Annotated in this window: 15 protein-coding genes; 8 read left to right on the top strand and 7 right to left on the bottom strand. The window is 35.9% G+C overall.

The window, feature by feature from the left end; genetic code table 11:
• Positions 1–120: 120 nt before the first annotated feature.
• A complete protein-coding gene (locus tag LCP48_RS12035; RefSeq protein WP_004229945.1) occupies positions 121–486 on the top strand; it encodes a hypothetical protein in 366 nt (121 codons plus the stop codon).
• A gap of 78 nt (positions 487–564) precedes the next feature.
• Here the strand turns inward: LCP48_RS12035 and LCP48_RS12030 are convergent, their stop codons facing one another.
• Positions 565–996 (bottom strand): DUF2935 domain-containing protein, encoded by a 432-nt coding sequence (locus tag LCP48_RS12030; RefSeq protein WP_004229948.1) that lies wholly within the window; start codon positions 994–996, stop codon positions 565–567.
• Positions 997–1,065: 69 nt separating this feature from the next.
• Positions 1,066–2,481, bottom strand: coding sequence for a MocR-like pyridoxine biosynthesis transcription factor PdxR (gene pdxR, locus LCP48_RS12025; protein WP_225340219.1), 1,416 nt, complete (start codon positions 2,479–2,481; stop codon positions 1,066–1,068).
• A gap of 166 nt (positions 2,482–2,647) precedes the next feature.
• Here pdxR and LCP48_RS12020 point away from each other — a divergent pair, with 166 nt between their 5' ends.
• On the top strand, positions 2,648–3,265 hold the full coding sequence (locus LCP48_RS12020; RefSeq protein ID WP_004229953.1) for an FMN-binding negative transcriptional regulator: 618 nt from the start codon (positions 2,648–2,650) through the stop codon (positions 3,263–3,265).
• A gap of 45 nt (positions 3,266–3,310) precedes the next feature.
• On the opposite strand, the gene LCP48_RS12015 is transcribed toward LCP48_RS12020, so the two are convergent.
• Entirely contained in the window at positions 3,311–3,829 is a 519-nt protein-coding gene (locus tag LCP48_RS12015) for a spermidine/spermine N(1)-acetyltransferase (RefSeq protein ID WP_004229956.1), read from the bottom strand.
• A 126-nt stretch (positions 3,830–3,955) separates the two neighbouring features.
• Here LCP48_RS12015 and LCP48_RS12010 point away from each other — a divergent pair, with 126 nt between their 5' ends.
• Entirely contained in the window at positions 3,956–4,558 is a 603-nt protein-coding gene (locus LCP48_RS12010; protein WP_216485366.1) for a YczE/YyaS/YitT family protein, read from the top strand.
• Between the two features lie 650 nt (positions 4,559–5,208).
• Positions 5,209–6,117: a C40 family peptidase gene (locus LCP48_RS12005; protein ID WP_216485367.1), complete on the top strand. Its 909-nt coding sequence runs from the start codon at positions 5,209–5,211 to the stop codon at positions 6,115–6,117.
• A gap of 189 nt (positions 6,118–6,306) precedes the next feature.
• Here LCP48_RS12005 and LCP48_RS12000 read toward each other — a convergent pair whose 3' ends face one another.
• The 3 genes from LCP48_RS12000 to LCP48_RS11990 form a co-directional block, all read right to left on the bottom strand.
• The gene (locus LCP48_RS12000; RefSeq protein WP_225340218.1) at positions 6,307–7,182 is read right to left on the bottom strand and encodes an MFS transporter; all 876 of its coding nucleotides are present in this window, start codon (positions 7,180–7,182) and stop codon (positions 6,307–6,309) included.
• On the bottom strand, positions 7,100–7,321 hold the full coding sequence (locus LCP48_RS11995; RefSeq protein WP_004229963.1) for a TetR/AcrR family transcriptional regulator: 222 nt from the start codon (positions 7,319–7,321) through the stop codon (positions 7,100–7,102). The genes LCP48_RS12000 and LCP48_RS11995 overlap by 83 nt, the downstream gene beginning before the upstream one ends.
• Before the next feature lie 154 nt (positions 7,322–7,475).
• Entirely contained in the window at positions 7,476–9,005 is a 1,530-nt protein-coding gene (locus tag LCP48_RS11990) for a DHA2 family efflux MFS transporter permease subunit (RefSeq protein WP_225340217.1), read from the bottom strand.
• 532 nt (positions 9,006–9,537) lie between these two features.
• Between LCP48_RS11990 and LCP48_RS11985 the strand changes: the two genes are divergently transcribed.
• The 3 genes from LCP48_RS11985 (at position 9,538) to LCP48_RS11975 (ending at position 11,397) form a co-directional block, all read left to right on the top strand.
• Positions 9,538–9,678, top strand: a complete 141-nt coding sequence (locus LCP48_RS11985; RefSeq protein WP_004229968.1) for a hypothetical protein — start codon at positions 9,538–9,540, stop codon at positions 9,676–9,678.
• 239 nt (positions 9,679–9,917) lie between these two features.
• Positions 9,918–10,550 (top strand): hypothetical protein, encoded by a 633-nt coding sequence (locus LCP48_RS11980; protein ID WP_004229970.1) that lies wholly within the window; start codon positions 9,918–9,920, stop codon positions 10,548–10,550.
• Between the two features lie 301 nt (positions 10,551–10,851).
• Positions 10,852–11,397, top strand: a complete 546-nt coding sequence (locus tag LCP48_RS11975) for a hypothetical protein (protein ID WP_225340216.1) — start codon at positions 10,852–10,854, stop codon at positions 11,395–11,397.
• Positions 11,398–12,050: 653 nt separating this feature from the next.
• On the opposite strand, the gene LCP48_RS11970 is transcribed toward LCP48_RS11975, so the two are convergent.
• A complete protein-coding gene (locus tag LCP48_RS11970) occupies positions 12,051–12,602 on the bottom strand; it encodes a helix-turn-helix domain-containing protein (RefSeq protein WP_004229978.1) in 552 nt (183 codons plus the stop codon).
• 134 nt (positions 12,603–12,736) lie between these two features.
• Between LCP48_RS11970 and LCP48_RS11965 the strand changes: the two genes are divergently transcribed.
• The gene (locus LCP48_RS11965; protein WP_039884837.1) at positions 12,737–13,945 is read left to right on the top strand and encodes an MFS transporter; all 1,209 of its coding nucleotides are present in this window, start codon (positions 12,737–12,739) and stop codon (positions 13,943–13,945) included.
• Positions 13,946–14,027: the final 82 nt, after the last annotated feature.

The following is a 14,027-nucleotide window of genomic DNA, read 5'->3' as shown; positions in this document are numbered from 1 at the left end:
TTCAACAACTTACTATTGTCTAAATAGTCTTTCCACATTATTGAAGGAAAATATTAATCATTAAAATTTTTCTGAAAAAATGTTATGATCAAAAAGGATTTTGATTGATGGAGGATTTTGATGAAGGTTGATTTTGAAGAGTTATTAAATGGTGTTTTTTCAGCTTTACAAGCTATTGAAGGAGTAAAATCCGTGGATTCCATTCTTGAAGTACTAAAGGATCGAATTATTTTTCCCGAGATTACCACTCTAATAGTGAACGCTAGGTTTGAACTGGTTTATTTATTTAACGAGCAGAAAGTAGTGTTTAAAACATTAAAAGAAGTATTGATTGATTCAAATTATATAGAAGAAATTAATTTAATCAATCAACATTGTCATTCAATTGAAAGTATTTTAAATGACTTTGTTCACACAGATACACTTAAAAATTATTCATTAAGCCTCCTCTCTTTTAAATATAAAGAGAAAATTCCGAATAGTTAATATTTTGGGGTATAGCGACCTGAAAATGGAGTATGGCAAATGTCCCTTCTCCAAACTCCATTTTCCAGACGCTAAGACCTAGTATTTCTGTTGATATAAAATGGTTTGAGCAATCCCGATAAAATATTCGGATTCTACAATGATATGATTTAATACAACTTTAGCTGTCGGATTGGCGCTTATCGGTTGACTTTCTTGCATAAGCGTTCGGCAAAATTGAATAAATTGATCACTCTGTTGCAGACAGAAGGAAGTAAGCTGTAAAATATCCTGAAACAAAGCTGGAGAAACTTGTCCCTGTGAACGATTGACGGTTTCTATATATCTCACAACTTGCTGATGTGTTTGAGCGAAAGCTGTTTCCCATTCCTTTAACGCATCGACATATTGCTGCTCCAAATCTTTCACAAGCTCTCTGATTACTACTGTATGCTCCTCTTCTTGATGTTTCCAAAATTCAGCTTCATCTAATACACGTAATGGCATTTGATGGCCATAATAAAATTGCATAAAACTCCCCTCCCACTTATCTCTATTATGTATATACAAGAAATGTGGAAATAGAACTTTCAAAGAGATTTACTTCATAGTAGAACTGTTAACCCAGGCATTGTTTAATAGCTTAATGCCTTTGTCAATCTCATCTTCCGCTAGATTAGCAAATCCAAGTAATACCTTTGCGGGCTGAACAACCAAGGGATTTGCATAAAAAATAGATGTTGGGTAGACCTTAACACCAGCCATTTTTGCTGTATCAATCAATTCCTCTTCAGTCATCTTATTATTTGGTTCAAGTAAAATATGTAAGCCACTGCTGGCTCCATAAATTTTCCCATTTTCCCCGAACGTTTGTTGTATGGACTTTAGTAATGCCTCATATCTTCGCTTATAACTATTTCGTGTTTTATTCAAATGTCTCTCCCAATGCCCACTCTCTATAAATAGCTGTAACGTATGCTGATGGAGTCTAGACACAGTTTGAACATAGTAATGGTTTTGATGAAATAAATCCATTAATTTTCTAGGTAATATCATATAGCTTAGCTTAATGGCTGGAATCAAAGATTTTGAAAAGGTGCCCATATAGATGACGCGATCACTTGAATCTAATCCCTGTAGTGCAGGAATCGGTTTTCCAGCATATCGAAATTCCCCATCATAATCATCCTCAATGATATAAGCATCTTCTTCCTTAGCCCACTCTAGTAATGCTAATCTTCTTGAGATAGGCATAACCGTTCCAAGGGGAAATTGGTGGGAGGGTGTGACATAAACAGCCTTGATATTATTATTTCTCAACGGATCGATATGAATACCATGCTCGTCAAGTGGGATTGGTTTCACCTTTATACCATTATCTTTAAACAGGTAACGAACGCGATAATAACCTGGATCTTCCATAGCAAAAAGCTCATTTCGTCCAATTAGGTTACATACGATACCCAGAAGATACTGCAAGCCTGCTCCTATAACGATTTGCTCTGCACTGCATTGCACCCCTCTTGATTCATAAAGATAGCTTGTCATATAATTTCTTAATTCCAGCTCTCCCTGTGGATCTCCATATAAAAGGAGATGAGCCTGTTCTTCATCAAGGCTCTGCATCGATAATTTACGCCATACTTTAAAGGGAAAATCTTTTAGATTAATATCCCCATAATTAAAATTGTACTTAATCGCTGGTCGGTCTTGTTTCTGCTGAGTCGCTAATTGTGGTTCAAAATGATGAGGGCCTCCTTGAAAATAACCTTTTTCAAGGTCAACCACATATAGTCCATCTCGCTCTCTACTTATCACATAGCCCTCTGCAAGAAGCTGCTGATATGCTGCATCTACTGTGTTGCGACTAATCTGTAAATGTTTAGCTAAACTACGCTGAGACGGCAATTTACTTTGAGCCCTTATCTTTCCATTTTGGATTTCTACTTTTATATAGTTATATAATTGAAGGTAAAGTGGCTCCTCATTATTCAGGTTTGGGGTCATTTCGAGCATGATGCTTGGCTCCTTTGAAAATAGCATTATTGGCACTTTTAAGGGGTGCCAGTGATTGATTATAATAAAATCTACATTGTTGAGTAGAAAATGTAAAGACATCCCTGCATAGTTATTTTTTTATTCAAAAAACTCGCGATGATTTTATGTATAAGGAGAGATTTCCATGTATGTTCCTAAGTATTATAAAGTATCGGATTTAGAAGAAATCAAAGAATTTATTCAACATAATTCCTTCGCAACAATCGTTTCAATAAGAAAAGGTAAGCCAATTGCAGCCCATATACCCGTGTTGCTGAAAAAAATCGAGAATGACTATTATTTGACTGGTCACTTAGCCTATGGTAACCCTTTATGGAAGACCTTTGAGGAAGTACAAGACATTCTCGTAATATTTAATGGTCCACATGCCTATATCTCTTCTTCGTGGTATGAGCATGAAAATGTACCAACCTGGAATTATCAAGCTGTCCATGTATATGGAAAGGCAAGTCTGATTGAAGGAATAGCTTTAGAACAAGATTTGACTAGCTTACTTGAAAAATATGAGTCATTCCGTGAAAATCCTGTGTTATGGGATAAACTATCTCCTGAGCTTTTGCAGCAAGAAATGAAAGGAATAAAGGGGTTTAAAATAAAGGTGGAAGAAGTGCAGGCAGCCTATAAATTAAGTCAAAATCGAAATGCTAGTGATTACGCCCATATAATAAAGGAACTTTATAAAGAGGAAAACCCACATGCTGATGCGTTAGCTGAGGCGATGAAGAAAAATAGAAGCCATTAAAATAGCAGGCAGAAATGTTGTGAATCAACGTTTCTGCCATAACATTTAGGCAAGTGTTTTCGTCATGATAAGATCAATTTGTTCTTCGTCACCCATATAAAATGAATGGGCGCCTGTTTGGACAAAGCCTATTTTCTGATAAAAACCGATGGCACTGTCATTTTTCTCCCAAACCCCTAGCCAAATGCTTTTTTTGTTTTGAGCCACAGCCTCCTCTATTGCTTTATTCATAAGGTATTTGCCAAGCCCTTTTCCTTGATATTGATGTCGAACATAAATTCTCTCCACCTCTAATGACTCATCCCCCATTAGTTCGGATTGTGCTTCATTGACATTTACTTTTAGATAACCAGCTATTTCTTCCTCATAATAGATAAAATAAAACGCTGAATCCAAATTGGCCAATTCCTTCTCTAGCTGCTGCCTATGAAAGGCACGCTCTAAATAAGCCTTCATATTTTCGGGGGAGTTCTGGTCTTTAAATGTATCATTAAATGTTTCAATACTTATTGCTTGAAGCTGTTTTAAATTTGCGTGCTCACACTTCTCTAATTTAACAGACATTGATTCCACTCCTTTGTCGTAAACTCTTACTAGATTTTATATTGCAAATGCAATAAAAAGAGTATATAGTCAATTTAACGCAATTTTGTTGTATTTGCAACAAAAATTTAGGAGGAGGTCTTTTAGTTGAAATATGTCTTTTATGTAGTGGGTATTTTAATTTTAACGCTAGGTATTTCGCTCACGATACAATCTAAACTCGGCACATCACCTTTCGATGCGCTTCTAGTAGGATTATCTAAAAATGTGGGGCTAACTGTAGGTAGTTGGGAAATTCTCTTAGCTCTCCTATTAATAGGTAGTAATTCCCTATTAGCTAGAACAAGGCCTGAAATTTTAGGGTTGCTCACCGCATTGATCACTGGCATAGGGATTGATATATGGTTATTTTTATTACACGATGTAGTATCACCAGATCTTTGGTTTAGCCAAGCTGTCTGTTTTATAACTGGATTAGTTATAGTTGGGTTAGGAACGGCAACTTATTTACATACAAATTTTGCACCAATTCCTGTAGATCGACTTACTTTGATCATCAAAGAATTAACAAGAAAAACGGTTTTCTTCTCAAGAACCCTTATTTATATTTTATTTTTAATGTTAGCTATCATTTTTAATGGCCCCATCGGTGTCGGTACATTATTAACAGTTTGCTTAGGTGGTTATATCCTCCATTTTTTTATGCCGATAACTGGAAGAATACTAGATAATATACTGAACAACTCCTAAAATATAAAACCAGATACTCGCTCAAGAATGAGTTCTGGTTTTGATGCCTAATTTTCCCTAAGTTCCACACCGTATTGATTGAAAATGGCTTGATGTCCTGTTTTATTATTTCATTAAAAATTTGCTGCAATGGAATACCTCCTTCTCGTTTAGTATTCATTCGATTTTAATTTCTCTATCACGCTCGTATGTTTCTTTATTATTTCTATCATAGTTTAACGTATCCATTGCTCAAAAATACATAAATTAAGGCTAACCATTCCTATTTAGCAATAAATGACTTTGAAGTTATGGGAACTACATAAAAGCAGAATTTTATACCACCATCCTTCGTGTCATAACGTGAGTATCACACAAAAATAATATTGTTTAAATAACCGTTATGTTAGAAAGCCACTATTACAATAACGATTTTTCAATTGGATAAAACGTTTAAATTAACACTTATGTCCCTATAAATCCATTAATTTCATATATTTTTAGTAAAATTGCCCATTATTATTGCAAAAGTTTTACACAATTAAAATTAAGGTTTCAATTTTGGTGTTTAGGGGTAATCGGTAATATTATTGAAAAATAACTCTACCCTATTTCATGCTATTCTTACTTTAGTTCAAAGGCGAAAGCTTTTTGAAAGGGGTAAGATTGATTTGAAGAAAAAATGGTTACTGCCCATTTTCGCATCGTTTATGTTCTTTACAGGTATGGGTATTCATGATGCGAAAGCGGCAACAATAGCAGATATAACAAATACAGCCAAAGCATATATTGGAGCTCCTTATAAATATGGAGGAACGGATATTAAGACAGGTGTGGATTGCTCAGCATATACACAGTTAGTTTTTTCTAAGGTAGGCATTTCATTAGAGCGTACATCTAAAGCTCAATACCAACAAGGTACTTCCATTTCAAAAGACAATTTAAAAACGGGTGATCTCGTATTTTTTAATACTTCTGGAAGCGGTGTTTCACACGTTGGCATATACATAGGTGACAATAATTTTATCTCAGCTACTACAAGTTCTGGGGTTAAGGTAGATACAGTGAATGACCCATATTATTGGGGTTCACGTTATGTAGGGGCAAAACGTATTGCCAACTTCTCTGATTATGGAGAAGTAAAAGATGCGGAAATTGACTTTAGTATTTATGCATCGCGTGGAGAGGTAGCTCTTCGATTAGCCAATAAATTACATTTAGATACGAGTAATACAAATTCAAGTTTCCCAGATATTAAACCATCATCTCAATATGCAGGTGCTGCAGAGGCACTTAAAAAAATTGGCGTTTTTACGGGTGATGATAATGGAAAATTCAATCCTGGGTCTCCAATGACACGTGGGCAACTATCTAAAGTCTTAGTGGAAGCATTTCATTTAACACAGCAAGGAACAGCTGAACAATTTATTGATGTTGCAGGCTCACATTGGGCAAATAATTATGTAGCAATCCTTGCTTCGAATAAAGTAACCGTAGGTAAAGGTGACGGCACATTCGGTGTGAACGACAATGTCACATTGGTCCAATTAGAAGCCTTTATCCAACGATTAGCTCAATAACTACTAGAAAAGGTATTTCATCTATGGATGGAATGCCTTTTTCATTCTTACTAGGAAATAGCATTCTTTTACTCCCCCACTACCATAGAGAAAAGCCAGTACGAATTGTACTGACTAATCAACTAGGATTTCCAAGTAAATTATTTTGGACTCTGTTAGTAAGTTATTTTCAAATTTATTCAATCGAAATTAAAGTTGAGAAACAGGTACTTGACTTTCTTTTTTCTCACAGACTCTCACGTCTAGTGTTTTTGTAACTATATAGTACAAAAATGTACCAGTTAATCCTAGTAGAAGAAGTAAGCATCCCATATAAATAGGTGGAACCCACTCCCCTATGATGATTAGCAGTGAAGAAACTACCATTGCTCCATAGAGGGTCATGCTATTAAAAGCCATATAGGTGCTCCGAGCGTTGGGTGGTGCAATTTCGCCTAACATTGCCTGCTTTATCGGAACATACATCAGTTCACCGATTGTTCCAATAAACATAACGATAAAAAGAATTAACACATTATTTGTAAAAGCAAAAATACTAAAGCATATCGAAAAGATCAGCATGCCTGTAACTAGCGTCCAGCGATCACGCCATTTTTTAAAGGCGAATAATATAACACTGGATAAGAGAACCACAAGAATGGTATTCTCTGTGCGTAGAAAGCCTAACATCTTTGTGCCATCAAGCATGAAATCTATATTGAAGAATGTATATAGTTGATGAGGTATATCTTTTTCGAGACGAATGCCAATATAGTTTGTTAAAGACTGTTCCAATGAAAGGATTAAGACCCCTCCTATAATGTAAAACATAAACAATTTATCTTTTAAAACGGTAGAAAAACTATAGAACATTTCTTTTAATGCCCAATTTTGTTTTTGATTTGATGGTTTAGCAGGTTCTTCGGGTATGTAGGTTTCCGTAATGAAAAAAATGGTCATTAATACAGATAGCAAAGAGATAAATGATATTCCGATAAATAATTCAAATAAGTAATTTTTGAAGAGAAATGCGCCAATGATTCCAAAGTGCTTCTTTCGATTCAAAATATGTAAATACTGTTCCAAAACTAACACCTGCTTCTTTTGCTATTTCTGCCACTTTTGTCTCTGCAAAACCATTTTCGCTGTATAATTTGATGGCAGCGTTTAGAATAGTGGATCGTTTTATTTTCTTTTTTTCATTAATAGTTAATTTAGATTTCATTTCAAAACTCCTTCAAAAAAATGATTGATGAATCAATCAAAATGTATTGTAAGTTGTTTCCTATGTCAATTTAATTTTTATATTCTTAAAGTTCTTTGTATTAAAAACAGACGTTGCTCAGCATAAGCAACGCCTGTTTTTTTATCCCATTCATCTATTCCTCTACCTGTTTTCCAGCAACTTCCCCACCTGCGTGATTATTATCGTTAGGCTTAACTCGCTTAATAAAGAAGGCAAGTATGAGTGCGATGGCCGCAATCAATGTGGAAAGGAAGAACGTATAATTGATGCCATGCAGCATGGCTTCGTTTAAGATTTGCTGTTTTACTTCGCTGGCAGACTGTGTCGTAGCCTGTGCTGCATTGGCACTCATATTGTTCATCGCACCTGCAGCCAGTTCCTCTGCCTTGGCAGTTGTTTTATTGTTCATAATCGTAATCAGCACCGCAGAACCAATCGCACCAGAAACCTGTTGTAATGTGTTGTTCATAGCTGTACCGTGTGGATTATTGTGTGCTGGTAGCTGATTTAAACCATTTGTCATCACGGGCATCATTACCATAGACATCCCAAACATACGTAATGTATACAGCAGCACCAATGTAGAATAAGCTGTATCCATGCTAATTTTACTGAAGTAATATGTCGTAACAATGGTAATGATCAAGCCAAATACAGCCAAGCTTCTTGCCCCGTATTTATCAAAGAGCTTCCCTGTAATCGGAGACATAATGCCCATCACAATGGCACCAGGCAGCATGAGTAGACCTGAATCCATTGGGGAAATACCACGAATGGTTTGTACGTAAATAGGCATTAAAATCATAGCCGAGAACATCGCCACCGAAATAACGATGGAGATGGCTGAGGATAAGGCAAACATTGGATATTTGAAAATCCGAAACTCAAGCATGGGCTCATCCATTCGTAGCTGACGAAGGGTAAACGTAATTAAAGCAATCGTCCCAATAATAATAGTTCCATATACAAGGATATGATCCCATCCTTTTTCACCTGCGGAACTAAAGCCATAAAGCAAGCCGCCAAATCCAATGCTTGATAGAATAAGAGAAATTACATCGAGCTTAATGGCACGTTGTGGTGTCACATCCTTTAATTTAAAGGCTGCAAAAATTAAAGTTAAAATGGCAATTGGTAGCACAAGATCAAATAACATTCTCCAGCTATAATGCTCGATTATCCAACCAGAAAGCGTCGGCCCGATCGCTGGAGCTGTAATCATGACAAGACCGAACATCCCCATTGCAGCTCCTCGCTTTTCAACTGGAAATGCAGTTAGCATCACATTCATTAATAAAGGCATCATGATTGCTGAGCCTGCAGCTTGGATCATACGTGCTGCTAATAACACACCAAATGCAGGTGCAATACTAGCCAGAAATGTACCTAATGTAAACAGAGCCATCGCTGTAATAAATAATTTTTTATCCGTAAATCGTTGAATGAAGAACGCGCTGGCAGGAATTAAAATACCGTTAATTAGCATATAGCCTGTTGAAAGCCATTGTACTGCAGTGGCTTTCACATCGAATTCGTCCATAATGGCTGGTAGTGCAATGTTGAGTAAGGTCTCATTTAAAATAGCAACAAAGGCCCCGATAAATAAAATGGCAATCATGCCATATGGCGCTTTTGTCTCAACTGAAATGGTTTTCTCTGACATATAGTATCAGTCCTACTTTCTTTATCTTTTTCAATTTCATTCACATGTTTAGGAAGCCATTGATTGTGTCAAAGAATGGAGCTTCTTCGTGTGTTTGTTCCCCCAATCTGCTGTTTTGCCCCTGTTAATTTCATCGCAACCACCCCTCAAAAAAATAAAATTGTTGACGACACAATAAATTGTATTGTATAATTAAGATAGGGATAATGCGCGGTGAAATAATTATATAGTGTCTATCTCTATAAATTTATCATAAGACTATTCACATTTCAATGTATTTTATATAATTTTTTCACAAAAAGTCGATTCCTGAATTCTTGGAATGCGACTTTTTTGTTGTCGTTATTTTTATAAATAATCCTTCCCTTATTAATTCGTAAATGATAGGGGTGACTTCTTGTAAGTAGCAGTGACCACGCGAAACACTAATGTTTCTGCCGCAATATCTAGGACCAATTATACAAGTTAATCAGGCGCTCAAATATTTACAGGCCAATGTCTCAAATCAATTATTTATTGACGGTGATTCAGCATGGACTTAAATTGCCAGTCGAATAAAGGCGATAATACTAATGAAGCACTAGCAAAATCAATGGATCTTCAAACTTTTGTTGATAAGAAACAGTTAAAAGGTGCACTTTTATTCTGTGGTGTTTACAACATGGAAAAATAGGAGTTAAGTTATTCTTCATAAGAACCATAAATGTGCAGGCAAAGATTTTTCTGAAACAAAAATGTTGAACAGACGAATAATTAGTTTCATTTTATTTTTTCATAAATAATATATAATCCTAGAAATAAATATCTATTTAAAAAGATTCATGAATACTAAAATGAATAGTGAATTTTGTATGTAAACACAAACCTCCCTTCCAACTTATGAATAAGTTATCGTGAGGAGGTGATAAAAAATTGAGTGAGAATAAAACTAGAAAAAATGCTACTAATAATGAAATAGATCAGTTTTATAAAGCTGTTGATGATTTCAATGAAGCAGCGAGTGCTTTTTTCCGGATACCTATTTTTTTTAGCCATCAGAACCTATTTACTCTGGGGCCATCGCAACCACCATTATCACAAGAGCAGCGATTCATTATTCGTATGTTTAATGAAATAAAAGAGGTTCTTCTTTTCCCTAGAACACTACCCAATACAGACCAGTATCCTAACACCACTTTAGAAAATGTCCGTAGAATTGTAAACTCTAGTTACGGAACTATAGCTGCCCTTTTAAAGCCAACACGTCGTACGGATCAATTAGAACCCTATTCACCTTTCATGCAAATAGAACCTTCCATGTCTTTTCAACACGGGCTCCCCTTGCTTCTTGTGAAACAAAGTACGATTAAAGCTGGGGGGATTTGGGGTGATGCGGGACCCCTTGCACCCTTCACACCATTAATTTGGTTTTCTGAAACAACAACAGTAGATGAGTTTTTTGAAAGTGTAGCGTGGAAAGAAGCACTACAGAATTGGGCAGGGCAAGTTAGAAGTGGATATTTTATTCAGACTAATCCGGAATTTAAATATACATGCGATGACTAAAACCTGTATTCCTTATAAATCATAATCTTTCAGGACTAAAGAAACTTAATTGGACGTATAAAAAAGAAGGATCACTTGTCGCTCAAAGTGATCTTCCTTATCTATATTATATGTAGTTCATTTGTGAACCATTTGAAAGTGTTTTTACTCACATTAACTACCCAGACATAAGGTTATTGTTCATGCCTAATACTCTTTACTACATATTAAAAATAGAAAGGGGATAAGTTCTTGTATGGATAATTGTCGATATAATAGTTGATTGTCAACATTTAGAGCATGCGATCAATCAGGACCATTTGTGGCTAAAGAAACCAACTGTTTAAACCCTTCTTCTACCACTGATAACACTATAATTGCATTCTCAACTGGAAATTCAACATCACATATTCAAGCTCTAGTTGGACTCGCAAGTAGCATAGGGTTCGGTACTGCAAATACTGTTTCTATTATAAATAATGTCATTAACTTAAATGGAAACACAAGTGAAGCCTTCACAGTTCCTTGTAATGGTAACATTACAGCTATCTCAGCGTCATTTTCTGCATTAGGATCATTACCTTTAGTAGAAGGAACTGTTACAATCCGTGCTCAAATTTTTCATGCACCCGTTGGAAGTAATATGTTCACTGGTACAAGTGCCTTTGTTGATTTAACTCCCCCTATAACATTACCAGTAGTAACCTTCGGACAAATTGCTTTCGCATCAAGTAATATTTCACCCTTATCTATATCAGTTGGAGATTGTTTATTAATGGTATTTTATATCTCATCAATAATGGTAAACTTCCCAGTTAATTTAATAGGTACTGCAAGTGCAGGCATTAATATAGTAACTAAAAAATAATATTGTATATCATCACCACTAACTGAGTAATCAAGAAACTTTTATAATCAGATAGTATTGCTTAACTATTTACTCAATCTTTCTATAAAAACAGCCAGCCACCTAGCGCGCTGATGGTATTGCCGAGCTAGGTGGCTAAGTGATGCTTTTAACTAGCTTTAATTGAATATATAAGGAGTAGCTATATCCTTTCTATATTTTCGTTGACCTTAAAATATAATAAGTAGTGACTGCCTTGGTTTTTTCATCAGCAGCTAAAGCTAATAATGAAATTGGTCGAATAGGTAAAGCTTTCAGACAACTCTAACAATCGGTGTTGTGAATGTTATAACCTCTTTATTAAAAGTGGGCTATAGCGATTTTTTCCAATAACATCTGTGAAGCATTAACCTACTAGCATTAGCGATCTACCTCTTCCCTAACGTCCTCGGCATAGCAGTCAAGGTTCCTCTATCACCTTCCCAATTTACAGTTTTCATTACTTGTGTGAATAATTGTGAATCCATCCACACTGCCATGATAGTAGTTAGCCTTGATGGATAGTTGTTATCCATGACTCTATCTTCAATACTTCCTAGCGAATTTAAACCATCCACTTAAGCACTTTCTCAGCCATCCACTTGGCTATAATTTACAAAATTACTAGAAGCTATTTAGAGCTTATACGTTAATGACAGCATTAAATGTACTTTTTCATCCGAGTGATTGATATACGTGTGAAGTTCTTCACCCTTGAATTTAATGACATCCCATTGGTTTAGCTGATGGGTTTTCTCTCCGACCTTTAGCTCCAATTGCCCATTTAATACGAGCACAATTTCCTCGGAGCCTGCTAGGTGACACTCGCTGTATTCACTATTCGGTTCAAGACGACCTCTAAACCACTCAGTCCCATTTGTTTTGAATAATGGATCAACAAACCAGTCGTTATTATGACCTACGAATTGGTAGTCTGAGCCAAAACGATGAACCTCTATATTTTCCTCAAAAGATAGTAAAGCGACAAGCGGAATATTAAGTCCTCTACAAATTTTCCAAAGAATATTTACAGTCGGATTCGTTTCCCCTCGTTCAATTTTCCCTAACGTCAATTTACTAACATTGCTGACTTTCGCCAGCTCCTCTAAACTCATCCTTTTGCTTTTTCGAATTTCTCGCAAATTTCCTCCAACTTGTCCAGATAAGTCGATATTTTCCTCCTGCATTCTGCGCACCCCTCCCATTGACTTTGTATAAATAGTATATTATAGTATACAAATCGATTAATTATAGTTTGTTTTTTAAATTTAAAAGTTAACTATAGTATATCAAATAATAACTAAAAGAGGTGTTTTCAGTGATGGCGAAATCAAAAAACTTTCCGATTATTTGGAGCGTTTTTTCTTTGTTTATACTATCTATGAATTTACGAGCTTCGATCACATCTATCTCGCCAGTATTGAAAAATATTCAAATGGATTTGCAGATGACAAGTGTTGTTGTAAGTTTATTAACAGCACTTCCCGTATTTTGTATGGGGATTTTTGCCCCATTGGCTGGTAAACTAAGTGAACGATGGGGTATCGAATGGACGATTGGGCTATCCGTTTTATTAATTGGTGTATCAACAGCTTTACGGTTAGTGGCGACTTTTCCTTTATTTTTATTAGTAACAGCTATTCTTAGTGGGATAGGTATTGCTATTACAGGCCCACTGATTTCAGGCTATATCAAAAAGGAATTTCCTAAATATTCTTCTACGATGATTGGTGTATATTCTGCGGGTATGGGAATTGGAGCGTCTTTGAGTGCTGGTTTAGTTGTGCCTGCTATGCATGCTTTTCATCAATCCTGGAATGCAGCTTTAGCGATATGGTCGGTATTCGCTCTTATGGGTATTATTGTTTGGATTCCAATTATCAAAAAATCCAAACAATCTCAAGAGCCATTAGAGAAATCTGCGAGTCAAAAAAGTCGACTACCTTGGGGAAACCGATATGTTTGGCTCCTTATGGTCATGTTCGGTTTACAATCTGGCGTTTATTATTCCCTCGCGACATGGCTCGCTCCAAAAGTACAGGATATGGGATATAGTGATGCCTACGCCGCAACAACGGTAACTATTTTTTCTGTCATGCAAATGATTTGTAGCTTTATTATTCCCATTATCATTAATAACAGCGTGAAGAGAAAGCCTTGGATGCTACTGTGTGCTTCAAGCTCCTTTATTGGCATTTTGATGTTAATTCTGGGCGGCATCTCGCCCATTTTCTGTGCGACGTTAACTGGGATCGGTGCTGGTGGTTTGTTCCCATTAGCAATGATTTTACCTTTAGATGCTACGACTACACCAAAAGAGGCAAGTGAATGGACAGCGATGATTCAATTCGGTGGCTATATCATTAGCGGCATCATTCCTATGCTTGTTGGTGTTATCAAAGATATGACGAATACATTTGATGTTGCCCTTATCACCTTATTATTCATCATCATCATTATCATGGTGCTGACGTTAAAGGTTAAAACAAAGATGGAATCATCTATTATTCGCGTACTTCCTAGTAGATGAATTAAGGAATCTTAAAACCGTGTTTAAAGAAAGTGACAATCTATTTTTTTAGATTTTAGATGCTGAAAAATTTATCCAACAA

It is taken from the genome of Lysinibacillus capsici (assembly GCF_020217405.1).
Classification (GTDB): Bacteria; Bacillota; Bacilli; order Bacillales_A; family Planococcaceae; genus Lysinibacillus; species Lysinibacillus capsici.
The sequence above is the reverse complement of the archived record's forward strand: the minus strand, read 5'-3'. Positions and strand labels throughout refer to the sequence as shown.

Excerpts from the sequence above, each read along its gene's own strand:
- LCP48_RS12035 (WP_004229945.1), top strand. The coding sequence starts at position 121 with ATGAAGGTTGATTTTGAAGAGTTATTAAATGGTGTTTTTTCAGCTTTA.
- LCP48_RS12030 (WP_004229948.1), bottom strand. The coding sequence starts at position 996 with ATGCAATTTTATTATGGCCATCAAATGCCATTACGTGTATTAGATGAA.
- pdxR (WP_225340219.1), bottom strand. The coding sequence starts at position 2,481 with ATGCTCGAAATGACCCCAAACCTGAATAATGAGGAGCCACTTTACCTT.
- LCP48_RS12020 (WP_004229953.1), top strand. The coding sequence starts at position 2,648 with ATGTATGTTCCTAAGTATTATAAAGTATCGGATTTAGAAGAAATCAAA.
- LCP48_RS12015 (WP_004229956.1), bottom strand. The coding sequence starts at position 3,829 with ATGTCTGTTAAATTAGAGAAGTGTGAGCACGCAAATTTAAAACAGCTT.
- LCP48_RS11995 (WP_004229963.1), bottom strand. The coding sequence starts at position 7,321 with ATGAAATCTAAATTAACTATTAATGAAAAAAAGAAAATAAAACGATCC.
- LCP48_RS11990 (WP_225340217.1), bottom strand. The coding sequence starts at position 9,005 with ATGTCAGAGAAAACCATTTCAGTTGAGACAAAAGCGCCATATGGCATG.
- LCP48_RS11985 (WP_004229968.1), top strand. The coding sequence starts at position 9,538 with ATGGACTTAAATTGCCAGTCGAATAAAGGCGATAATACTAATGAAGCA.
- LCP48_RS11970 (WP_004229978.1), bottom strand. The coding sequence starts at position 12,602 with ATGCAGGAGGAAAATATCGACTTATCTGGACAAGTTGGAGGAAATTTG.
- LCP48_RS11965 (WP_039884837.1), top strand. The coding sequence starts at position 12,737 with ATGGCGAAATCAAAAAACTTTCCGATTATTTGGAGCGTTTTTTCTTTG.